The 22,199-nt window shown below is 61.6% G+C and carries 15 protein-coding genes; 6 read left to right on the top strand and 9 right to left on the bottom strand.

The genetic code is table 11. The features are described from left to right. Window positions 1-133: 133 nt before the first annotated feature. The 5 genes from malT to glpD all read left to right on the top strand — a co-directional run bounded on the left by malT (window position 134) and on the right by glpD (window position 6,831). A complete protein-coding gene (malT, locus tag WFM45_RS22715) occupies window positions 134-2,848 on the top strand; it encodes an HTH-type transcriptional regulator MalT (protein ID WP_033651750.1) in 2,715 nt (904 codons plus the stop codon). Between the two features lie 82 nt (window positions 2,849-2,930). Continuing rightward, window positions 2,931-3,257 carry a thiosulfate sulfurtransferase GlpE gene (glpE, locus tag WFM45_RS22720; protein WP_004930790.1) on the top strand — a complete coding sequence of 109 codons (327 nt, stop codon included), beginning with the start codon at window positions 2,931-2,933 and terminating at the stop codon, window positions 3,255-3,257. 171 nt (window positions 3,258-3,428) lie between these two features. Continuing rightward, window positions 3,429-4,265 (top strand): rhomboid family intramembrane serine protease GlpG, encoded by an 837-nt coding sequence (gene glpG / locus WFM45_RS22725; protein WP_015379321.1) that lies wholly within the window; start codon window positions 3,429-3,431, stop codon window positions 4,263-4,265. A gap of 51 nt (window positions 4,266-4,316) precedes the next feature. Continuing rightward, window positions 4,317-5,075, top strand: coding sequence for a DeoR/GlpR family transcriptional regulator (locus WFM45_RS22730; protein WP_004930797.1), 759 nt, complete (start codon window positions 4,317-4,319; stop codon window positions 5,073-5,075). A 247-nt stretch (window positions 5,076-5,322) separates the two neighbouring features. Beyond that, complete coding sequence (gene glpD / locus WFM45_RS22735) at window positions 5,323-6,831, top strand: glycerol-3-phosphate dehydrogenase (protein WP_317525372.1); 1,509 nt, start codon at window positions 5,323-5,325, stop codon at window positions 6,829-6,831. Window positions 6,832-6,890: 59 nt separating this feature from the next. Here the strand turns inward: glpD and glgP are convergent, their stop codons facing one another. The 6 genes from glgP to asd form a co-directional block, all read right to left on the bottom strand. Then, window positions 6,891-9,338: a glycogen phosphorylase gene (gene glgP, locus WFM45_RS22740; protein ID WP_033631896.1), complete on the bottom strand. Its 2,448-nt coding sequence runs from the start codon at window positions 9,336-9,338 to the stop codon at window positions 6,891-6,893. Between the two features lie 141 nt (window positions 9,339-9,479). Beyond that, on the bottom strand, window positions 9,480-10,910 hold the full coding sequence (gene glgA / locus WFM45_RS22745; RefSeq protein WP_004930807.1) for a glycogen synthase GlgA: 1,431 nt from the start codon (window positions 10,908-10,910) through the stop codon (window positions 9,480-9,482). Between the two features lie 134 nt (window positions 10,911-11,044). Further along, a complete protein-coding gene (gene glgC / locus WFM45_RS22750) occupies window positions 11,045-12,322 on the bottom strand; it encodes a glucose-1-phosphate adenylyltransferase (RefSeq protein WP_004930810.1) in 1,278 nt (425 codons plus the stop codon). Between the two features lie 15 nt (window positions 12,323-12,337). Beyond that, complete coding sequence (glgX, locus tag WFM45_RS22755; RefSeq protein ID WP_336957325.1) at window positions 12,338-14,320, bottom strand: glycogen debranching protein GlgX; 1,983 nt, start codon at window positions 14,318-14,320, stop codon at window positions 12,338-12,340. Further along, on the bottom strand, window positions 14,317-16,503 hold the full coding sequence (gene glgB / locus WFM45_RS22760) for a 1,4-alpha-glucan branching enzyme (protein WP_033631894.1): 2,187 nt from the start codon (window positions 16,501-16,503) through the stop codon (window positions 14,317-14,319). Before glgB ends, glgX begins: the two co-directional genes overlap by 4 nt. Before the next feature lie 443 nt (window positions 16,504-16,946). Continuing rightward, window positions 16,947-18,050, bottom strand: coding sequence for an aspartate-semialdehyde dehydrogenase (gene asd / locus WFM45_RS22765; protein ID WP_004930820.1), 1,104 nt, complete (start codon window positions 18,048-18,050; stop codon window positions 16,947-16,949). A gap of 192 nt (window positions 18,051-18,242) precedes the next feature. Between asd and WFM45_RS22770 the strand changes: the two genes are divergently transcribed. After that, the gene (locus WFM45_RS22770) at window positions 18,243-18,836 is read left to right on the top strand and encodes a YhgN family NAAT transporter (protein ID WP_025159894.1); all 594 of its coding nucleotides are present in this window, start codon (window positions 18,243-18,245) and stop codon (window positions 18,834-18,836) included. 30 nt (window positions 18,837-18,866) lie between these two features. Here the strand turns inward: WFM45_RS22770 and gntK are convergent, their stop codons facing one another. From gntK to gntR, 3 genes are all read right to left on the bottom strand, one after another. Further along, window positions 18,867-19,394 (bottom strand): gluconokinase, encoded by a 528-nt coding sequence (gntK, locus tag WFM45_RS22775; RefSeq protein ID WP_261420380.1) that lies wholly within the window; start codon window positions 19,392-19,394, stop codon window positions 18,867-18,869. Between the two features lie 99 nt (window positions 19,395-19,493). Continuing rightward, on the bottom strand, window positions 19,494-20,810 hold the full coding sequence (gene gntT / locus WFM45_RS22780) for a gluconate transporter (protein ID WP_004930830.1): 1,317 nt from the start codon (window positions 20,808-20,810) through the stop codon (window positions 19,494-19,496). Window positions 20,811-21,150: 340 nt separating this feature from the next. Next, window positions 21,151-22,146 carry a gluconate operon transcriptional repressor GntR gene (gene gntR, locus WFM45_RS22785; RefSeq protein WP_250602113.1) on the bottom strand — a complete coding sequence of 332 codons (996 nt, stop codon included), beginning with the start codon at window positions 22,144-22,146 and terminating at the stop codon, window positions 21,151-21,153. Window positions 22,147-22,199 lie beyond the last annotated feature (53 nt).

A 22,199-nucleotide genomic window follows, 5' to 3' on the forward strand; every position in this document is an offset into this window, starting at 1 on the left:
CAAGCCGATGCGGAAGCTTGTTGCAATACGTTTAGGGTTGGCAGAAGTTAGGGGGAGCTATTAATTACGAACCATAAAATAATTAGCGCCACTCCAATCCCGGCGGGAACCGCGATTTATACCCTGGAATACTATGCTGATCCCATCAAAACTGAGCCGCCCGGTACGGCTGCAAAATACCGTGATCCGCGATCGCCTGCTGGCCAAACTGGCCAGCGCGGGCAACTATCGTCTGACACTGGTCAATTGCCCGGCGGGATACGGGAAAACCACGCTGATCGCCCAATGGGCGGCCGGCAAGGCCGATCTGGGCTGGTATTCCCTGGATGAGAGCGACAACCAGCCGGAGCGCTTCGCCAGCTACCTGATCGCCGCCCTGCAGCAGGCCAGCGGCGGCCGCTGCGTCAAGAGCGAGGCGCTGAGCCAGAAACACCAGTACGCCAGCCTGTCGGCGCTGTTCGCCCAACTGTTTATCGAGCTGGCCGACTGGCATCAGCCGCTGTACCTGGTGATCGACGACTACCACCTGATCACCAACGACGCCATCCATGAAGCCATGCGCTTTTTCCTGCGCCATCAGCCGGAAAACCTGACGCTGATCCTGCTCTCGCGCACTCTGCCGCCGCTCGGCATCGCCAACCTGCGGGTGCGCGATCAGCTGCTGGAAATGGGCACGCAGCAGCTGGCGTTCACCCATCAGGAAGCCAAACAGTTCTTCGATTGCCGCCTGGCGGCGCCGATGGAACAGCAGGACAGCAGCCGCCTGTGCGACGAAGTCGAAGGCTGGGCCACCGCGCTGCAGCTGATCGCGCTGTCGGCTCGCCAATCCGCCTCATCGGCTCAGCTGTCGGCCAAGCGGCTGGCGGGGCTGAACGCCAGTCACCTGTCCGACTATCTGGTGGACGAAGTGCTGGATCACGTTGATGCCGATGCGCGCGCCTTCCTGCTGCGCTGTTCGGTGTTGCGCTCGATGAACGACGCGCTGATCGTGCGGCTGACCGGCGAAGACAACGGCCAGCAACGGCTAGAGGAGCTGGAGCGCCAGGGGCTGTTTATCCACCGCATGGACGACACCGGCGAATGGTTCAACTTCCATCCGCTGTTCGCCTCTTTCCTGCGCCAGCGCTGCCAGTGGGAACTGGCGCTGGAACTGCCGGGATTGCACCGCGCCGCCGCCGAGGGCTGGCTGGCGCTGGGGTATCCGGCGGAGGCCATTCACCACGCGCTGGCGGCCAGCGACGTCAGCATGCTGCGCGATATCCTGCTGCAACACGCCTGGTCGCTGTTCCACCACAGCGAACTGGCCCTGCTGGAGGAATGCCTCAACGCGCTGCCGTATGAGCGCCTGATCCAAAACCCCAAGCTGGCGCTGCTGCAGGCCTGGCTGGCGCAGAGCCAGCACCGCTACAGTGAGGTCAACACCCTGCTGGAGCGCGCCGAGCGCACCATGCGCGAGCAGAAAATCGAAATAGACCAAACGCTGCACGCCGAGTTCGACGCCTTGCGCGCCCAGGTGGCGATCAACGCCGGTAAACCGGAAGAGGCCGAACGGCTGGCGACCGAAGCGTTGAAATTCCTGCCGCTGTCCAGCTACTACAGCCGCATCGTCGCCACCTCGGTGACCGGCGAAGTGCACCACTGCAAGGGCGAACTGGCGCGCGCGCTGCCGATGATGCAGCAAACCGAGCAGATGGCGCGACGCCATCAGGCCAACCATTATGCGCTCTGGGCGCTGCTGCAGCAGAGCGAAATCCTTATCGCCCAAGGCTTCCTGCAGGCCGCTTACGAAACCCAGGACAAGGCGTTCGAACTGATCCGCGAGCAGCACCTGGAACAGCTGCCGATGCACGAGTTCCTGCTGCGCATCCGCGCCCAGATCCTGTGGTCGTGGTCGCGGCTGGACGAGGCGGAAGACGCGGCGCGCGCCGGGCTGAAAATCCTGGCTAACTACCAACCGCAGCAGCAGTTGCAGTGCATCGCCATGCTGGCCAAATGCTCGCTGGCGCGCGGCGATCTGGACAACGCCAATACCCATCTGCAGCGCTGCGAAACCCTGCTGCACGGCGCGCACTATCATCGCGACTGGCTGACCAACACCGACAAATCGCGGGTGATCCACTGGCAGATGACCGGCGACACCGCCGCCGCCGCCCAGTGGCTGCGTCATACCGAAAAACCCGGCATGGCGGACAACCATTTCACGCAGGGCCAATGGCGCAACATCGCGCGGGTGCAGATCCTGCTCGGCCAGTATGAAGAGGCCGGCGTGGTGCTGGATGAACTGAACGAAAACGCTCGCCGCTTGCGACTGGTGAGCGATCTCAACCGCAATCTGCTGCTCAGCAACCAGCTTTACTGGCTGCAAGAGCGCAAAGGCGAAGCGCAGCAGGCGTTGATCGAAGCGCTGTCGCTGGCCAACCGCACCGGTTTTATCAGCCACTTCGTCATCGAGGGCGAAGCGATGGCGCAGCAGCTGCGCCAGCTGATCCAGCTCAACACGCTGCCGGAGCTGGAACAGCATCGCGCCCAGCGTATCTTGCGCGACATCAACCAGCATCATCGGCACAAGTTCGCGCATTTTGACGAGAACTTCGTCGATAAGCTGCTGACCCACCCGCAGGTGCCAGAACTGATCCGCACCAGCCCGCTGACCCAACGCGAATGGCAGGTGCTGGGGCTGATCTATTCCGGTTACAGCAACGACCAGATCGCCGGCGAGTTGGACGTGGCGGCCACCACCATCAAGACGCATATCCGCAATCTGTACCAGAAACTGGGCGTGGCCCATCGCCAGGAGGCGGTGCAGCAGGCGCAGCAACTGCTGAAAATGATGGGCTACGGCGCGTAAAAACCCTGATATCCCTCTGGTCTTAAACGCCGCAGAGTTGGTTACAATAGCGGCGTCCCCCTATTACGAGGCAGTCAGCAGTATGGAACAGTTCGAAGCGATCAACGTTGAGCAGGCGTACACCCGCTGGAAAGAGGGCAGCGCCGCCCTGGTCGACATCCGCGATCCGCAAAGTTTTGAAGCCGGGCATACGCCGGGCGCTTTTCACCTCACCAACGCCACCTTGTCGGCCTTTATGCAGCAAAACGACTTCGAGCGGCCGGTGATGGTGATGTGCTACCACGGCAACAGCAGCCGCAGCGCGGCGCAGTACCTGCTGCACCAGGGGTTCGACGCGGTCTACAGCATCGACGGCGGCTTCGAAGCCTGGGCCCGCCAGTATCCGCAAGACGTGGAAACCTCTGCCTGATCCCCGCCGCCCGCCCTGCATCGGCGGGCTTCCCTTTCGTTTTTGTGCGCGTTTTCGCGGGTTTTTCGCAGATCCGTTTGCCAGCGCTCAGGATTTCGACGTTATAATCGGCCGTCAGGGTCGCCGGCGAGCAAGCCGCGGCCAAAATCATTCACTTACGACGGAAGAGCAATGGTTAGAGTAATCGCCATATCCAACCCGCGCCTGGCGCTGGCCTTTGTCGACTATATGGCGACCCAGGGCATCCGGCTTGAGCTGCGCAACAGCGGCGAGGCGGCGGAAATCTGGCTGGCCGACGACGGTCACCTCGAGCAGGTGCAACACGAGCTGCAGCAGTTTCTGGCCGATCCGCTCAACCGCCGTTATCAGGCCGCCAGTTGGCAGACCGGCCATACCGACGCCGGCCTGCATTATCAGAGCGAATCCTACCTGCACACCCTGCGCAGCAAGGCCGGGCCGCTGACGCTCGGCGTGATGGTGCTGTGCATCGCGGTCTATATTCTGATGCAGGCGCTGGGCGACGATACCGTGATGTACTGGCTCTCCTGGCCGCAGGACAGCAGCCAATACACGCAGCTGTGGCGCTGGGTCAGCCATGCGTTCCTGCATTTCTCCCTGCTGCATATCCTGTTTAACCTGATGTGGTGGTGGTATCTCGGCGGCCAGATGGAAAAACGCCTCGGCGCCGGCAAGCTGTTCGTGCTGGCGGTGGTGTCGGCGTTCTTCAGCGGCTGGGCGCAATCGTTGTTCAGCGGCGCGCTGTTCGGCGGACTGTCGGGCGTGGTTTATGCGCTGATGGGCTATGTGTGGCTGTCGGGCGAACGGGCGCCGGAGCGCGGCTTGATGCTGCCGCGCGGCCTGATGGTGTTCTCGGTGCTGTGGCTGGTGGCCGGATATTTCGATATTTTAGGAATGTCGATCGCCAACGCGGCACACATAGCCGGTTTAGTGTTAGGGTTATTGATGGCATTTTGGGATACGCGTCATCGCGCACACAACGAACAATAACAGCCGGGAGCTATGCCCCAATGGGCATAGCGGGCGTTTTAGGGGATTATCGTGAAGCAAACACAGCGTCATGACGCAATTATCGAGCTGGTGCGCCTGCAGGGTTACGTCAGCACGGAAGAGCTGGTCGAACATTTTGACGTCAGCCCGCAAACGATTCGCCGCGATTTGAATGACCTGGCCGACCAGAACAAGATCCAGCGTCACCACGGCGGCGCGGCGCTGCCTTCCAGCTCGGTCAACGCTGCCTATAACGATCGCAAGGTGATGTGGTCGGAAGAGAAGGCCCGCATCGCGCAGCGCGTCGCCAGCCAGATCCCGGACGGCGCCACGCTGTTCATCGATATCGGCACCACGCCGGAGGCGGTGGCCCATGCGCTGATGAACCACAAGAACCTGCGCGTGGTCACCAACAACCTTAACGTCGCCACCCTGCTGACCGCCAAGGAAGACTTCCGCCTGATCCTGGCCGGCGGCGAAGTGCGCACCCGCGACGGCGGCATCATGGGCGAAGCCACGCTGGACTTCATCTCCCAATTCCGTCTCGATTACGGCATTCTCGGCATCAGCGGCATCGATATGGACGGCTCGCTGCTCGAATTCGACTATCACGAAGTGCGCACCAAACGCGCGATTATCGAAAATTCCCGCTGCGTGATGCTGGTGACCGACCATTCCAAATTCGGCCGCAACGCCATGGTCAACCTGGGCAACATGAACCTGATCGACTACCTGTTTACCGACCAGCTGCCGCCGCCGAGCGTGATGAAAATCATCGAACAGTACGACGTGCAGCTGGAGCTGTGCTGATCCGGCCTTAACCTGCGGGGCGCACCGCCGCCCCGTTTCATCCCTTCAGGCACCCCTCATCGACAGCCGTTTGCGCGCCCACGCCATATCCATACCATTTGTGTGACTATCATCACCAAACTGTTACCTCTATCACGCCTAAATGTTTTTGTTTGGTTAACTCTTGGCTTGCTTGTTGGTTTTTGATTACAATCATGAGCGAAAACGAACATGAAAGAGCTATTTCGAACATCTGGAGGAAGATGACGTGGAAACCAAAGACTTGATCGTTATCGGTGGCGGCATCAACGGTGCCGGCATCGCGGCGGATGCTGCCGGGCGCGGGCTGTCGGTACTGCTACTGGAAGCGCAAGACTTGGCCTGTGCTACGTCTTCCGCCAGTTCCAAACTGATCCACGGTGGCCTGCGCTACCTGGAACACTACGAATTCCGTCTGGTGAGCGAAGCGCTGGCCGAGCGTGAAGTGCTGCTGAAACTGGCGCCGCACATCGCGTTCCCGATGCGTTTCCGCCTGCCGCACCAGCCGCATCTGCGTCCAGCCTGGATGATCCGTATCGGCCTGTTCCTGTACGATCACCTGGGTAAACGCACCAGCCTGCCAGGCAGCAAGGGTTTGCGCTTTGGACCAGAGTCAGTGCTTAAGCCTGAACTGAAGCGCGGTTTCGAATATTCTGACTGCTGGGTTGATGATGCTCGCCTGGTGGTGCTGAACGCGCAGGAAGTGGAAAAACGCGGCGGCGAAGTGCGCACCCGCACCAAAGTGACCCGCGCATGGCGTGAAAACGGCCAGTGGATGGTGGAAGCGGTCGATATCGACAGCGGCAAAACCTTCACCTGGCGCGCCAAAGGCCTGGTGAACGCCACCGGCCCGTGGGTGAAAAACTTCTTCGACGACGGCTTGAAGCTGAAATCGCCTTACGGCATCCGCCTGATCAAAGGCAGCCACATCGTGGTGCCGCGCGTGCACGATCAGCCGCAGTCTTACATTCTGCAGAACGAAGACCACCGCATCGTGTTCGTGATCCCGTGGAATGACGAGTTCTCCATCATCGGCACCACCGACGTGGAGTACAAAGGCGATCCGAAAGACGTGAAGATCGACGAGAACGAAATCGCTTATCTGCTGAAAGTGTACAACGACCACTTCAAGAAGCAGCTGGGCCGCGACGACATCGTCTGGACTTACTCCGGCGTGCGTCCGCTGTGCGACGACGAATCCGATTCACCGCAGGCGATCACCCGCGATTACACGCTGGACGTGCACGATGAGCAGGGCAAGGCGCCGCTGCTGTCGGTCTTCGGCGGCAAGCTGACCACCTACCGCAAGCTGGCCGAACATGCGATGGAAAAACTGGCCCACTACTACCCAGGCTGCGGCCCGGCGTGGACCAAAAATGCCACGCTGCCGGGCGGTGACATCGACGGCGACCGCGACGGTTACGCGGCCAAACTGCGCCGTGCGCACGGCTGGCTGCCGGAAGCCCTGGCGCGCCGTTATGCCCGCACCTACGGCAGCCAGAGCGAGCTGATCCTGGCCGGCGCCAACGGCCTCGCCGATCTGGGCGAAGATTTCGGCCACGGTCTGTATGAAGCCGAGCTGCGCTACCTGACCGAGAAAGAGTGGGTCGTAGAGCTGGACGACGCCATCTGGCGCCGCACCAAGCTGGGCATGTGGCTGGACGAAGCGCAGCAGGCGCGAGTAGAAGCCTGGCTGGCGGAACACGCGAAAACGAAAGCGCTGTCTCTGGCTTCCTGAGCTGCAGCGTAATGAAAAAGGGCCGGTTATCCGGCCCTTTGCTTTTTTCCTCTCTCGCTTTACAGCTTCACCGGCTTAATGTGCCAAATTTCATCCGCGTATTCCTGAATGGTGCGATCGGATGAGAAGTAGCCCATATTGGCGATATTCAGCACCGCGCGCCGCGTCCACTCGTCCTGATTGAGATAGACCTCGTCCACCTTGTCCTGCGTGTCCACATAGCTGCGGTAATCCGCCAACAGCTGATAGTGATCGCCGAGGTTGACCAGCGAGTCGAACAAATTGCCATAGCGTTTCGGCTCTTCCGGGCTGAACACCCCGGTGGCGATCTGCGTCAGCGCCTGATGCAGCTCCGGATCCTGCTCATAGTACTGGCGCGGGTTGTAACCGTTGCGGCGCAGTTCCTCAACCTGCTCGGCGGTATTGCCGAAGATAAAGATATTCTCCTCCCCCACGTGCTCGCGCATCTCGACGTTGGCGCCGTCCAGCGTGCCGATGGTCAGCGCGCCGTTCAGCGCGAACTTCATGTTGCTGGTGCCCGAGGCCTCGGTGCCCGCCAGCGAGATCTGTTCCGACAGATCCGCCGCCGGGATAATGATCTGCGCCAGGCTGACGCCGTAGTTCGGGATGAACACCACCTTCAGTTGGGTATGCACGCGCGGATCGTTGTTGATCACTTTGGCCACGTCGTTGATCAGACGGATGATCTGCTTGGCGGCATAGTAGGCTGAGGCCGCCTTGCCGGCGAAGATCACCACCCGCGGCACGCGCTCGATGTCAGGGTCAGCCAGCAAACGGTTATACAGCGTGATGACGTGCAGCACGTTGAGCAGCTGCCGTTTGTACTCGTGGATGCGCTTGATTTGCACATCGAACAACGCATCCGGGTTGACCACCACGTTGAGCGTTTTGGCGATGTACAGCGCCAGCCGCTCCTTGTTCTGCCGTTTGGCGCGCTGCACCGCCTGCAGGAAGCTCGGGTAATCGACGTTGGCTTGGATCTCGCTCAGCTGGCTGAGATCGGTGCGCCAGGTTTGACCGATGCAGTCGTCCAGCACCGCCGCCAGCGGCGGATTGGCCAGCGCCAACCAACGGCGCGGCGTCACCCCGTTGGTTTTGTTGCAGAAACGGGTCGGGAATAGCCGGGCGAAGTCGGCGAACAGCGACTGCACCATCAGTTCGGAATGCAGGGCGGAAACGCCGTTGACCTTGTGGCTGGCCACCACCGCCAGCCACGCCATGCGCACCCGGCGGCCGTTGGTTTCGTCGATGATCGAGACCCGCGCCAGCAGATCGTTGTCGTCCGGCGCCACTTCCTGCACCATCTTGAGGAAGTGATCGTTGATTTCGAAAATCAGCTGCAGATGGCGCGGCAAGATGCGGCCAATCATATCCAGCGGCCAGGTCTCCAGCGCCTCGCTCATCAACGTGTGGTTGGTGTAAGAGAACACCTGCTCCACCACTTCCCAGGCGTCGAGCCACTTGAATTTATGCTCGTCGATCAGCCGGTGCATCAGCTCCGGAATCGACAATACCGGGTGGGTGTCGTTGAGGTGAATGGCGATCTTGTCCGCCAGGTTGTCGAAGGTTTTGTGCATCAGCCAATGGCGGTTGAGAATATCCTGCACCGTGGCCGACACCAGGAAATACTCCTGCCGCAGCCGCAGCTCGCGCCCGGACGAGGTCGAATCGTCCGGATAGAGCACGCGCGACACGTTCTCCGAGTGGTTTTTGTCTTCCACCGCCGCGAAGTAATCGCCCTGGTTGAACTTGCCGAGGTTGATCTCATTACTGGCCTGCGCGCCCCACAACCGCAGCGTGTTGGTGGCGTCGGTGTCAAAACCGGGGATCACCTGATCGTAGGCGATGGCCACGACCTCTTCGGTCTCCAGCCAGCGCGCCTTGGCCCCCTCCTGCTGCACGCGGCCGCCGAAGCGCACCTTGTAGCGGGTGTTATGGCGCGGAAACTCCCACGGATTGCCGTACTCCAGCCAGTAGTCCGGCGATTCCATCTGTTGGCCGTTGACGATGTTCTGCTTGAACATGCCGTATTCATAACGAATGCCGTAGCCGCGCCCCGGCAGCGCCAGCGTCGCCAGCGAGTCGAGGAAACAGGCCGCCAGCCGGCCCAGGCCGCCGTTACCAAGCCCGGGGTCGTTTTCTTCCTCCAGCAGCTCCGCCAGGTTCAGCCCCATCTCGTTCAGCGCGTTGTCGATGTCCTGATAGATGCCCATCGACAGCAGCGCGTTTGACAGGGTGCGGCCGATCAGGAACTCCATCGACAGGTAATACACCTGCCGCACGTCTTGAGACAGCTGGGCGCGGTTGGAACGCAGCCAGCGCTCCACCATGCGATCGCGTACCGCGAACAGCACGGCGTTCAGCCAATCGTGCCGGTTGGCGATGGCCGGATCCTTGCCGACGATAAACATCAGCTTATAGGCGATGGAGTGTTTCAGCGCTTCCACACTGACCGTAGGTGAGGTGTAACTAAACGGTGAAGTCATGGCTTTTTAATCCCTTGTGGGGAGCCCCGCCATTCGCCGCGGAATAGCGGGCTCCGCTGAACATGGACGCGGCACGCCGCGCCCCGACAATCTACCCTTACGGCTGCCCGCCGCGCGTCAACCCGAAACGCGAAACGCGGGCTACAAGCGTTGATAAAGCGATAAATACTCTTTCGCCGCCACCGGCCAGCCGAAGTCCACGCTCATGGCGTGGCGCTGAACGTGGCGCCAGTGTTTCGGCCGGCTCCACAGCACCATGGCGCGGCGGATGGCGTTGCCCAGCGCGACGGCGTCGCAATCGTCGAACACGAATCCGCTGGCGGTGCCGTCGGCCAGGTTCTCCAGCGCGCAGTCCACCACCGTGTCCGCCAGCCCGCCGGTACGGCGCACCAGCGGCAGCGTGCCGTACTTCAGACCGTAGAGCTGAGTCAGGCCGCAGGGCTCGAAGCGGCTCGGCACCAGAATGACGTCGGCGCCGCCGATGATGCGGTGGGAGAAGGATTCGTGATAACCGATCTGCACGCCGACCTGTTCAGGGTAGTCGGCGGCGGCGGCCAGAAACGCCTGTTGCAGCACCGCATCGCCGGCGCCCAGCAGCGCCAGCTGCCCGCCCTGCGCCAACAGTTCAGGCAACGCCTGCAGCACCAGATCGAGGCCTTTCTGGCTGGTCAATCGGCTCACTACCGCGAACACCGGCAGTGATTCGTCCACCTTCAGCCCCATGGCCTTTTGCAGATGCAGCTTGTTTTTGACCTTGCTTTTCAGATCGTCGGCGTCATAGCGGGCGCTCAGCCGCGGGTCGTGGGCCGGATCCCAAATCTTGTCGTCCACCCCGTTGAGGATGCCGCTCAGCCTGCCCTGCCGCTGCCGCTCCTGCAGCAGCCCCTCCATGCCGTAGCCGAACTCCGGCCGGGTGATCTCACGCGCATAGGTCGGGCTGACGGCGGTCACGTGGTCGGCATAAAACAGCCCGGCCTTGAGGAACGACATCTGGCCGTAGAACTCCAGGCCATAGACGTTATAGAACGACGCCGGCAGCCACAGCTCGGTCACGTGATGGGCGGAGAACAGCCCTTGATAGGCCAGGTTATGCACCGTGAACACCGAACGCGCCGGGTGGCCGTTGGCGGCCAGATAGGCGCAGCTAAGACCGGCGTGCCAGTCGTGGGCATGCACCAGCTGCGGGCGCCAGTAGCGATCCAGCCCCTTGGCCAGCTCGCAGGCCATCCAGCCCAGCAGCGCAAAGCGGCGGTGGTTGTCGGGGTAGGCGTACATGGACTGATCGTGGTACGGGCTGCCCGGCCGGTCATACAGCCAGGGCGCATCGATGAGATAGATGCCCACGCCATGGTAGGTGCCGTAACGCAGGCCTACCCGGCCGGCGAACGAGTCGATTTCCGCCACCAGCACGGTGTCGGGTATGCCGTTGCGTACGTCAGGGAAAGCGGGCAATAGCACCCGAACATCGGCGCCTTCGGCGATTTGCGCCGCCGGCAGCGCGCCAACCACGTCTGCGAGTCCGCCCGTTTTCAGCAGGGGGAACATTTCAGAACATACGTGTAAGACCTGCATTATCACTCCTGAAAGTCGGCCGAAGGCCTCTGGATAAGAAATAAAGCAGGCTTGCCGCTGTTATGTGTGCCGCGTTGCGCAAGCCATCGAACCGTTCATCGGGCGGCAGGCTATCGTTCTGCCCCCACGTTAACTCACAATTTTGACAACATTTCGCGCGTCACCAGCACGATGCCGCCTTCCGAGCGATAGAAACGCTTGCTGTCCTCATCGGCGTTTTCCCCGATCACCATGCCCTCCGGAATGTGGCAGGCGCGGTCGATGATGCAGCGCCGCAGGCGGCAGGAACGGCCGACGTTCACGTCCGGCAACAATACGGTAGAGTCGATGGTGCAGAACGAGTTCACTCGCACGCGCGGGAACAGCACCGAATGCACCACCACCGATCCGGACACGATGCAACCGCCGGACACCAGCGAGTTCATGGTCATGCCGTGGCTGCCGGAGCGATCCTGCACGAACTTGGCCGGCGGCAGCGGTTCCATGTGGGTGCGGATCGGCCAGGCGCGGTCGTACATGTCCAGCTCCGGCGTCACCGACGCCAGATCGAGATTGGCGCGCCAGTAGGCGTCCAGCGTGCCCACGTCGCGCCAGTACGGCGGCAGATCGGGGTTGGACGTCACGCAGGACAAGGTAAACGGATGCGCCCACGCCGCCTGCTGCGCGGTGATTTTCGGGATCAGATCCTTGCCGAAATCGTGGCTGGAGCCGGGGGTCGACATATCCTCTTCCAGCAGCTGGAATAGATAGGCGGCATTAAAAATATAGATGCCCATGCTGGCCAGCGACATATCCGGATTGCCCGGCATCGCCGGCGGATCGGCGGGCTTTTCCAGAAACTCGATGATGCGGTCGCTTTCATCCACCTTCATCACGCCGAATTCGCCGGCTTCGCTGCGCGGCACCGGCAGGCAGGCCACGGTGCACTGAGCGCCCTTCTCGACGTGATCGATCAGCATGCGCGAATAATCCATCTTGTAGATGTGATCGCCCGCCAGGATCACCACGTATTCGGCCTCGTAGCGGCGGATGATATCCAGGTTCTGGTACACCGCGTCGGCGGTGCCCTTGTACCAATGCTCAGTGCTGAGACGCTGCTGGGCCGGCAGCAGATCGACGAACTCGTTCATCTCCTCGTTGAGGAACGACCAGCCGCGCTGAATGTGCTGCACCAGCGTGTGCGACTGGTATTGGGTGATCACGCCGATGCGGCGGATGCCGGAGTTCAGGCAGTTCGACAAGGCGAAATCGATGATGCGGAATTTGCCGCCAAAGTGGACGGCGGGCTTGGCGCGGGTGGAGGTCAAATCTTTCAAACGTGAGCCGCGGCCGCCGGCCAGGATCAGCGCTACGGATTTAATCGGCAACTGGCGCGCCAACATCAGGGGGTCTTTATTTTCAAACCTAACCATAGCGGACTCCTTTTATTATTTCCGTACCAGAACGCAAAGCGAGCGCGCGGCCTGGTGCCAGGCGGGCAATACCGCCCGTGAGTCTTCCTGAGTGAACGGGGCGACAACCTGCCAATCGCCTTCCGGCAATCTCATCTCCGTCGTTTGCGGCGTGGCGTTAACCAGCAACAGCCAGCGCTGCGACAGCAGGATCTGCATGAGCAGCTCGCCCCGCTCCCACTGCTGCGCGTCGAGCGGCTGGCCTTGCGCGTTCAGCCACTGCACGCTGCCGTCGTCCTGCTGCCACCAGTGGTCCTGCTGCAGCGCGGGGATCTGGCGGCGCAGCGCGATCAGCGCCGCGACGTAATCGGTCAGCGCGTCATCCGCCGTGGCCCAATCGAGCCAGGTGGTGGCGTTGTCCTGACAATAGGCATTGTTGTTCCCCTGCTGGCTGTGTCCCTGTTCATCGCCGGCCAGCAGCATCGGCGTGCCCTGGGACAGCAACAGCGTGGCGAGCATCGCCCGCTGGCTGGCCCTGCGGCGTTGCACAATGGCGTCGTCGGCGACCAGGCCTTCCACGCCGTGGTTGTTGCTGAAATTGCGGTCGCTGCCGTCGCGGTTGCCCTCACCGTTCGGCTGATTGTGTTTCTCGTTGAAGCTGACCACGTCCTGCAGGGTAAAACCGTCATGCGCGGTCAGCATGTTGACGGTGGCGTAAGGCGCCCGCCCGCGCTGGTTGTACAGATCGCTGGAAGCGGCAAAACGCCGGGCGAACTGGCCAAGCGACACGCCGCTCTGCAGCCAGAAACGGCGCATGTCGTCGCGGTAATGATCGTTCCATTCGGCGAAGCGGCCGGGAAATGCCCCCACCTGATAGCCGCCGGGACCAATGTCCCAGGGTTCGGCGATCAGCTTGCAGCGCGACAGCAGATCGTCCGCCAGCATCGCCTGGAACAGCGGCGCATCGCGATCGAACCCCGGCGTGCGGCCCAGCACGCTGCCCAGATCGAAGCGGAAGCCGTCGACGTGGCACTCCCGCACCCAAAAATGCAGGCAATCCATCACCCAGGCTACGCCCTGCGGCTGATCCAACCGCAGCGTGTTGCCGCAGCCGGTGTCGTTGACATAGTCCCCTTCGGGCGTCAGCCAGTAGTAACTCAGATTATCGATGCCGCTCAGCGACAGCATCGGCCCATCCCTGTCCAGCTCGGCGCTGTGGTTGAACACCACGTCGAGGATCACCTCAATGCCGGCTTGGTGCAGCGCCTTGACCGCATCGCGAAATTCGTTGAGCGGCGTGGCATCGGTGCTCAGGCTGGCGTAGCGGTTGTCCAGCGCATAGGGCGCCAGCACGTTATAGCCCCAGTAGTTGATCAGCCCCAGCCGCTGCAAGCGCGGCTCGGAGGTATGCTGTTGCACCGGCAGCAGTTCCAGCGCGGTAATGCCGAGGCGTTTGAAGTGGGCGATCATCGCCGGGTGCCCCAGCGCGGCGAAACTGCCGCGCAGCGCCGGTGGGATCTGCGGGTGCAGCAGCGTCAGGCCGCGCACGTGGGCTTCGTAAATCACCGTCTGCCCCCAGGGCGTGGCGGGCGGGCGATCGTCCTGCCAGTCATACTGTTCGTCCACCACCACGCACTTCGGCATCAGCTCGGCGCTGTCGTGCGGGTCCGGCTGCTCGTAACCGCCGTGCAGGTGCGGGTGGTCCGCCACCGGCCCTTCCACCGCGCGCGCGGCCGGATCGAGCGCCAGCTTGTTGGGGTTGAAGCGCTGCCCGTTCGCCGGATCAAACGGGCCGTAGACCCGGTAGCCGTAACGTTGCCCCGGCCTGCCGCCCGGCAAATAGCCATGCCAGATATCGCCGCTGCGCGCCGGCAGCAGCAGGCGCACTTCGCGCTGCTGGCCGTCGAACAGACACAGCTCCACCCGCTCGGCATGCGCCGAGTACAGGGTAAAGTTGATGCCTTCGCCGTCATACTGCGCGCCCAGCGGCGCGGCGCGGCCAGCCGTCAGCTCGGTCATGGCGCCTCCCGCAGCAGATAAATGGTCGACAATGGCGGCAACGTCACGCTGATAGAGAAATCGCGGCCATGGCTGCCGACCGTTTCGGAAGAGACCCGCCCCTGATTGCCGGCGTTGCTGCCGTGATAGTGATGCGAATCGGTATTGAGGATCTCGCGGTAGTCACCGGCGCGGGAAATGCCGATGCGGTAGCGATAGCGCGGCACCGGGGTAAAGTTGCTGATGGCGATCAGCTCATTGCCCTGCGAATCGTAGCGCGCGAAGGCAAACACCGAGTTATCGTGATCGTCGACCACCAGCCACTCGAAGCCGTCCGGCCGGTAGTCGCGCTCGTACAGCGGCGCCTGCTGCCGGTAGCAGTGGTTCAGATCGCGCACCAGCCGCTGCACGCCGTTATGCCAGTTATCCAACCCTTCCAATAAATGCCAGTCGAGGCTGGTATCGAAATTCCACTCACGCCCCTGTGCGAATTCGCAGCCCATAAACAGCAGCTTCTTGCCCGGATGCGCCCACATAAAGCCGTAATAGGCGCGCAGGTTGGCGAATTTCTGCCAGGCGTCGCCCGGCATACGGTCGAGGATCGATTTTTTGCCGTGCACCACTTCATCGTGCGAGATAGGCAATACGAAGTTCTCGGTATAGGCGTACAGCATGCCGAAGGTCATCTGGTTGTGGTGATACTTGCGGTGCACCGGATCGCACTTCATGTAATTGAGCGTGTCGTGCATCCAGCCGAGGTTCCATTTGTAGTGGAACCCAAGGCCGTTGGCGTCCGGCGGCAGGGTGACGCCGGGATAGTCGGTGGACTCCTCCGCCAGCGTCACCGCGCCCGGCTGCGCCTGGCCGATAGTCTGGTTGGTATAACGCAGGAAGGCGATGGCCTCCAGATTCTCGTTGCCGCCGTAGTAATTCGGCACCCACTCGCCGTCGGCGCGGCTGTAATCGCGATAGATCATCGACGCCACCGCATCGACCCGCAGCGCGTCGATGCCGAAACGCTCCAGCCAATACAGCGCGTTGCCCGCCAGGTAGTTGCGCACCTCGTGACGACCGTAGTTGTAGATCAGCGTATTCCAGTCCTGATGGTAGCCCTCGCGCGGATCGGCGTACTCGTACAGCGCAGTGCCGTCGAAATTCGCCAGGCCGTAGGCGTCGCTCGGGAAGTGCCCCGGCACCCAGTCGAGGATCACGTTGATGCCCGCCTCATGCGCCGCCGCCACAAACGCCCTGAAGTCAGCCGGCGTGCCGAAGCGCCGGGTCGGCGCATACAGCCCCAGCGGCTGATAGCCCCAGCTGCCGTCGAACGGGTGCTCGTTGATCGGCAGCAGCTCGATATGGGTGAATCCCATGTCCTTCACATAATCGATCAGCTGCACCGCCAGCTCGCCGTAGCTGAGCCAGAAGTGGTTGTCAGTGTGGCGGCGCCATGAGCCGAGATGCACCTCGTAGATGGCGATCGGCTGGTCAAAATCGTTGGCGCGGCGGCGCGCCGGCGTCGACGGCACCACCTCCGGCAGCGGCGCCACCAGCGAGGCGGTATCCGGGCGCATCTGCGCCTCGAAGGCGTAAGGATCGGCTTTCAACTGAGTATTGCCGTAGCAATCGACGATTTCATATTTGTACAGCTGGCCGGCCTGCACGCCGGGCAAGAACAGCTCCCAGATGCCGTTTTCACGCCGCAGACGCATCGGGTGGCGGCGGCCGTCCCAGAAGTTGAATTCCCCCACCACCGAAACACGCTGGGCGTTGGGCGCCCAGACCGCAAAGCTGACGCCGTCGATGCCATCCAGCGTGACGAGGTGGGCGCCCAGCCGTTCATAGGGGCGCAAATGCGTACCCTCAGCCAATAGCCAACTGTCGATATCCTGCAGCAGCGGGCCGAATCGATAAGGATCGTCGACGATCTGTTGATGATCGCGCCAGCTGACCTGCAGCTGATAGCGGAAAGGATTTTTGCGCCGCGGCACCACCGCGCTGAAGAAACCGCGCGGATCGTCGCAGTTCAGCTGCACCAGCCGCCGGCCGGTTTGCTGTTCCACCAGCCAGACTGCGCCGGCGTCCGGCAGCAGCGCGCGCACCTGCAGACCGTTATCGGTCGCATGCATGCCAAGCAGAGCGAAGGGATCGGCGTAATGGCCGGCGATGATCTGATCAATCACGTCACGATCGGGAAGTACAGGCATAGTCTTCTTCCTTAGATTAACAGCATGATCTAAGCACGGCTTGTTGATTATTCCTTGGCCGTTTTGGTCATCATGCAATGCATTCGGACTCTAAAGCGTGATTGCGGTCGGTTATTGACCAATCTTTACTCTGCCGACCTGAATTTCGCTCTTTATGCTTATTTTTTGAAATATTTCAGTCATGGTGAAAAATTGTCCACCCATGCGTTAAGCATAGCCAATGTCTGTTAAAAACTGCTCAGCATTGCTCAGGAAAATTCTTCATTAAGAAAACTGCCAGCCTGGCGGCGTTTGCATGCGGCGGCTGACGAGGAGATAGGCGGGATCCCGCCCATTGAAACGAGGCTGGCGATGACGCTGCCCGACGCGGTGCGCGGCGAACAAAAAAGCGGAAAATAAGGCATTAGGGGGCTGAAAGCAGCCAGCCCCCTGGAAGTGCGGGTTTACAGCAGGATGCGCAGCATGCGGCGCAGCGGCTCGGCCGCGCCCCACAGCAGTTGGTCGCCCACGGTGAACGCCGACAGGTACTCCGGCCCCATATTCAGCTTGCGCAGACGGCCGACCGGCGTATTCAGCGTACCGGTCACCGCCGCCGGCGTCAGTTCGCGCATGGTCAGTTCGCGGTCGTTCGGGATCACGCGCACCCAGTCGTTGTGCGTCGCCAGCATCTGCTCGATTTCCGGCAGCGACACGTCTTTTTTCAGCTTCAGCGTGAACGCCTGGCTGTGGCAGCGCAGCGCGCCGACGCGCACGCACAGACCGTCGACCGGGATCACGCTGGCGGTGTTCAGGATCTTGTTGGTTTCCGCCTGGCCTTTCCACTCTTCGCGGCTCTGGCCGTTGTCGAGCTGCTTGTCGATCCACGGGATCAGGCTGCCGGCCAACGGCACGCCGAAGTTGTCGGTCGGCAGTTTGCCGCTGCGGGTGGCTTCGGTCACCTTGCGTTCGATATCCAGAATCGCGGAGGCCGGGTTCTGCAGCTCTTTCGCCACGTCGGCGTGCAGCATGCCCATTTGGGTCAGCAGTTCGCGCATGTGGCGCGCGCCGCCGCCGGAGGCCGCCTGGTAGGTGGCGACCGACGCCCACTCCACCAGATCGTTGGCGAACAGGCCGCCGAGCGACATCAGCATCAGGCTGACGGTGCAGTTGCCGCCGACGAAGGTTTTGATGCCTTTGTCCAGGCCCTGCTGGATCACCGCGTGGTTGACCGGATCCAGGATGATGATGGCGTCGTCCTGCATGCGCAGCGACGAGGCCGCGTCGATCCAGTAACCCTGCCAACCGCTGGCGCGCAGCTTAGGATAAACTTCGTTGGTATAATCGCCGCCCTGACAGGTAATAATGATATCGAGCGCGCTCAGCGCGTCGATGTCATACGCATCCTGCAGCGTGCCCTGCTGGCCGCCGAAGGCCGGCGCGGCGGAACCGTGCTGCGAGGTAGAGAAAAAGACCGGGCGAATGGCGTCGAAATCGCGCTCTTCCGTCATGCGTTGCATGAGAACCGAGCCGACCATTCCGCGCCAACCGATGAAACCAACGTTTTTCATAATATCTGTGTCCCGCCCGGATAAGGGCTTATTAGGTGATAACGAGTTGTGTGCAATATCTCCTCACCTTACAAAATGTCGGCGCGGGCGCAAAGTGAATTTATTCGATGGCTGGGGATTTCTCAGCAATCCTTCTTATAGGCAAGGACGCGGCCGGAAAGGCCGAGGCGTTTTCCCGATCACGAGGTCACCATGACAGAGATGATTTCCGCTACGGTATTGCTGTTTTTAATTATGGATCCGCTGGGCAATCTGCCGATTTTCATGTCGGTGCTCAAGCACCTGGAACCGCGCCGCCGCCGGGTGGTGCTGATCCGCGAGCTGCTGATCGCCCTGCTGCTGATGCTAATCTTTCTGTTCGCCGGCGAGAAAATTCTGGCGTTCCTCAACCTGCGCACCGAAACCGTCTCCATTTCCGGCGGCATCATCCTGTTTCTGATCGCCATCAAGATGATTTTTCCCTCGCAGGAGGGGAACAGCTCCGGGCTGTCCGCTGGCGAGGAGCCATTCCTGGTGCCGCTGGCGATCCCGCTGGTGGCCGGGCCATCGATTCTGGCGGCGCTGATGCTGCTGTCGCACCAGTATCCGCATCAGCTGCCGCATTTGGTGGCGGCGCTGCTGATCGCCTGGGGCCTCTCTGCGGCCATTTTGCTGATGTCGAACCTGTTCCTGCGCCTGCTGGGCAGCAAAGGCGTCAGCGCGCTGGAGCGGTTGATGGGGCTGATTCTGGTGATGCTGTCGACCCAGATGTTCCTGGACGGCGTGCGGGCTTACATGAAGCTGTAGGCGCCTGGCGGCGCCGACAACGGTCCGCGCTTAGCGGGCGGTAACGCGGCGAATATAGGCGAGCGTATCGGCAACCACGCCGTCCAGCGGCTGGTTGATGTCGATCGCTTGCACATCCGGCTCCTGCTCGCCCGGCTCTTCCAGCGTGGCGAACTGGGAAATCAACATCTGCGGCTTGAAGAAGTGGCCTTTGCGCTGCTTCAGGCGCTCCTCGATCACCGACTGGTCGCCTTTCAGGTAGAGGAAATGCAGGTTGAGATTGCCGTCGCGCAGGCGATCGCGATAGCTTTTCTTCAGCGCCGAGCACACCAGCAGCGACACGTCGTTGGTGCGCTGCATGGCGAAGATGGCGTCGTTCAGAGCCGCCAGCCACGGCGCGCGATCGTTGTCGTCCAACGCATGCCCGGAGGACATTTTGATGATGTTGGCGCGCGGGTGCAGGTAGTCACCATCCAGCATGGCGGCGTTGGCCTCGTGAGCGACAGCGCTGGCCACGGCGGATTTGCCGCTGCCGGAAACGCCCATCAAAACAAATACGTGATTCTGCGGATTACTCATTGTGTCATGCCCTTATGGGAACTGGCGCGCGCGCCAAATGCGTCCCTACTGATAAAGATACTCTGGAACGCCGGCGCCCCGCAGGGCGCCGGATAAAGATTATACGACCGTCGCCAGCAGCAGACAGCCCACCAGGCCGCACACCGAGATAATGGTTTCCAGCACCGACCAGGATTTGATGGTTTCCATGATGCTCAGGTTGAAGTACTCCTTGAACAGCCAGAAGCCCGGATCGTTGACGTGCGAGAAGATGACGCTGCCGGAACCGACCGCAATCACCATCAGCTCAGGGCTGACGCCGGTGGTGGCGATCAGCGGCGCCACGATGCCGCCGGCGGTGATCGCCGCCACGGTGGCGGAACCCAGCGCCAGACGCAGCGCAGCGGCGATCGACCAGGCCATCAGGATCGGCGAAACGTTGCTGCCTTCCATCAGGCCGGCGATGTACTTCTCAACGCCGCTGTCCACCAGCACCTGCTTGAAGGCGCCGCCGCCGCCGATGATCAACAGCATCATGGCGATGATTTTAATCGAGTCGGTGATGGTGCCCATCACTTCATCCATGGTACGGCCACGGTTCAGGCCGAAGGTGAAGATGGCGATCAGCACGGCGATCAGGGTCGCCATCACCGGGTCGCCGAAGAACTCGGCGAAGCGCAGCAGGCTGTGGCCCTTCGGCAGCACCATTTCAGCGACCGCGCGCAGCGCCATCAGGATCACCGGCACCAGCGACGTGGCAACGCTGACGCCAAAGCTTGGCATCTCCGCGTCGGTAAAGGTTTTCGGGTTGTACAGGCCTTCCGGCACCGGCTTGTCGATGCCTTTCAGGAAGCGGGCGTAGACCGGGCCGGCCAGGATCACCGTCGGGATCGCCAGCAGCGTGCCGTACAGCAGGGTTTTACCCATGTCGGCATGGAAGATGGTGGCGATGGCGGTCGGGCCTGGGTGCGGCGGCAGGAAGCCGTGGGTCACCGACAGCGCGGCGGCCATCGGCACGCCGACGTACAGCAGCGGGATACGCGCGGAGGCGGCGATGGTGAACACCAGCGGCAGCAGCAGCACGAAGCCCACTTCGTAGAACAGCGCGAAGCCGACGGTGAAGCCGGTCAGCACCACCGCCCATTGAATGTGTTTTCTGCCGAACTTGTCGATCAGCGTGGTGGCGATGCGCTGTGCGCCGCCGCAGTCCGCCAGCAGTTTGCCGAGCATGGCGCCGAAGCCCATGATCAGCGCCAGGCTGCCCAACGTGCCGCCCACGCCGGCCTTGATGGAGCCGATGACCTTATCGACCGGCATACCCTGCGCAATCCCGACCGCCAAAGCAACCAGAACCAGAGAGATAAAGCCGTTCAGCTTGAAGCGGATCATCAGCAGCAGCAGCAGCGCTACGCCGCCTGCAACAATCACTAATGGCATAGTTTTTCTCCAACCTTTTATCGCGACTCTCTTTACAATAGGCGTAAAGCGTGCGGTTGTTTTATTTTTAGGCTCTTTCCCGGTGTTTAAGAAGAGCTGTAGGTGTTGTTGAGTCAGAGGTTCAGTCTTGCAGCAAGATGACCGCGCTCATGTTGTTACCGGTATCATGATACCGGTAACAACATGAGCGCCGGAACCGGGTAACCGGCTAAAATTCGCGTTCTGGGACAGAGATCAAACTTATGCCGGCAACGAGCGGCGGGCTTACAGGCGGGATAACCAGCGCGCCTCAGGGCGCGCTGTAAAAAGAAAGAGTGTTAAAACAGAACGTTAAAATGGCTCAGATGCTGCCGCCGGGGATCACGGTGAAACCGACGTCCACCATGCGCGGACACACCGTTTCGCCGCGCAGCCGGGCCAGCAAGCGCTCGGCGCCAATCTGGCCCATGCGTTCGCGCGGCGTCAGCACGCTGGCCAGCTTCGGCACCATCACCTGGCCGATGTCATGGCCGTGGAAACCGGCGATCGCCATGTCCTGCGGGATCGACAGCCCTTGCCGCTGGCATTCGAAGGCCGCGCCGATCGCCAGGTCATCGTTGGTGCAGAAGATACTGTCGATCTGCGGGTAGCCACGCTGCGCCTGGCGCAACAGCTCGCCGCCGGCGGAATAAGAGGAAGAACGCGCGGTCATGATGCTGTACGGCTCCAGGCCGGATTCACGCATCGCCTGCTCATACCCCTGCTGCTTGATGATGGTACGCTCATCCTGACGAGCGCCGAAATAGACCACGTGACGGTGGCCGTGCGCGATGATCTGCTGGGTCATCTGGCGCGCCGCCTCGAAGTTGTTGAAGCCCACCGCCAGATCGATGCACGGCGAGACGCAGTCCATCAGCTCCACCACCGGAATGCCCGCCACCTCGATCATTTTCAGGGTACGCGGCGTATGGTGGCGCTCAGACAGGATCAGGCCGTCGATATTGTAAGACAGCAGCGAGGTCAGACGTTCTTCTTCACGTTCCGGCAGGTAGCCATAGTGCGCCAGCATGGTTTGGTAGTTGTGCGCGTCGGTCACGCTTTCGATACCGCGCAGCACTTCGGCGAACACCTGGTTGGTCAGCGACGGCAACAGCACGCCAATCGCCCGGCTGGTGGCGTTGGAGAGGATATCCGGCGCGCGGTTGGGGATGTAGCCCAGCTCATCCAGCGCGACGGCGATTTTTTGCTGCAGGGCGGCGGAAACCTGGTCGGGATTGCGCAGATAACGGCTCACCGTCATCTTGGTCACGCCCACCTTGTCCGCCACATCCTGGAGTACCGGCCGTTTTTTCTTCATTATCAATGAACTGACTAACCGTGAATGGGCAGTCATTTTAGCAAAAAAAACGG

It is taken from the genome of Serratia sp. KG1D (assembly GCF_037150675.1).
Classification (GTDB): domain Bacteria; phylum Pseudomonadota; class Gammaproteobacteria; order Enterobacterales; family Enterobacteriaceae; genus Serratia; species Serratia nematodiphila.

Excerpts from the sequence above, each read along its gene's own strand:
- malT (WP_033651750.1), top strand. The coding sequence starts at position 134 with ATGCTGATCCCATCAAAACTGAGCCGCCCGGTACGGCTGCAAAATACC.
- glpE (WP_004930790.1), top strand. The coding sequence starts at position 2,931 with ATGGAACAGTTCGAAGCGATCAACGTTGAGCAGGCGTACACCCGCTGG.
- glpG (WP_015379321.1), top strand. The coding sequence starts at position 3,429 with ATGGTTAGAGTAATCGCCATATCCAACCCGCGCCTGGCGCTGGCCTTT.
- glgP (WP_033631896.1), bottom strand. The coding sequence starts at position 9,338 with ATGACTTCACCGTTTAGTTACACCTCACCTACGGTCAGTGTGGAAGCG.
- glgA (WP_004930807.1), bottom strand. The coding sequence starts at position 10,910 with ATGCAGGTCTTACACGTATGTTCTGAAATGTTCCCCCTGCTGAAAACG.
- glgC (WP_004930810.1), bottom strand. The coding sequence starts at position 12,322 with ATGGTTAGGTTTGAAAATAAAGACCCCCTGATGTTGGCGCGCCAGTTG.
- glgX (WP_336957325.1), bottom strand. The coding sequence starts at position 14,320 with ATGACCGAGCTGACGGCTGGCCGCGCCGCGCCGCTGGGCGCGCAGTAT.
- glgB (WP_033631894.1), bottom strand. The coding sequence starts at position 16,503 with ATGCCTGTACTTCCCGATCGTGACGTGATTGATCAGATCATCGCCGGC.
- asd (WP_004930820.1), bottom strand. The coding sequence starts at position 18,050 with ATGAAAAACGTTGGTTTCATCGGTTGGCGCGGAATGGTCGGCTCGGTT.
- WFM45_RS22770 (WP_025159894.1), top strand. The coding sequence starts at position 18,243 with ATGACAGAGATGATTTCCGCTACGGTATTGCTGTTTTTAATTATGGAT.
- gntK (WP_261420380.1), bottom strand. The coding sequence starts at position 19,394 with ATGAGTAATCCGCAGAATCACGTATTTGTTTTGATGGGCGTTTCCGGC.
- gntT (WP_004930830.1), bottom strand. The coding sequence starts at position 20,810 with ATGCCATTAGTGATTGTTGCAGGCGGCGTAGCGCTGCTGCTGCTGCTG.
- gntR (WP_250602113.1), bottom strand. The coding sequence starts at position 22,146 with ATGAAGAAAAAACGGCCGGTACTCCAGGATGTGGCGGACAAGGTGGGC.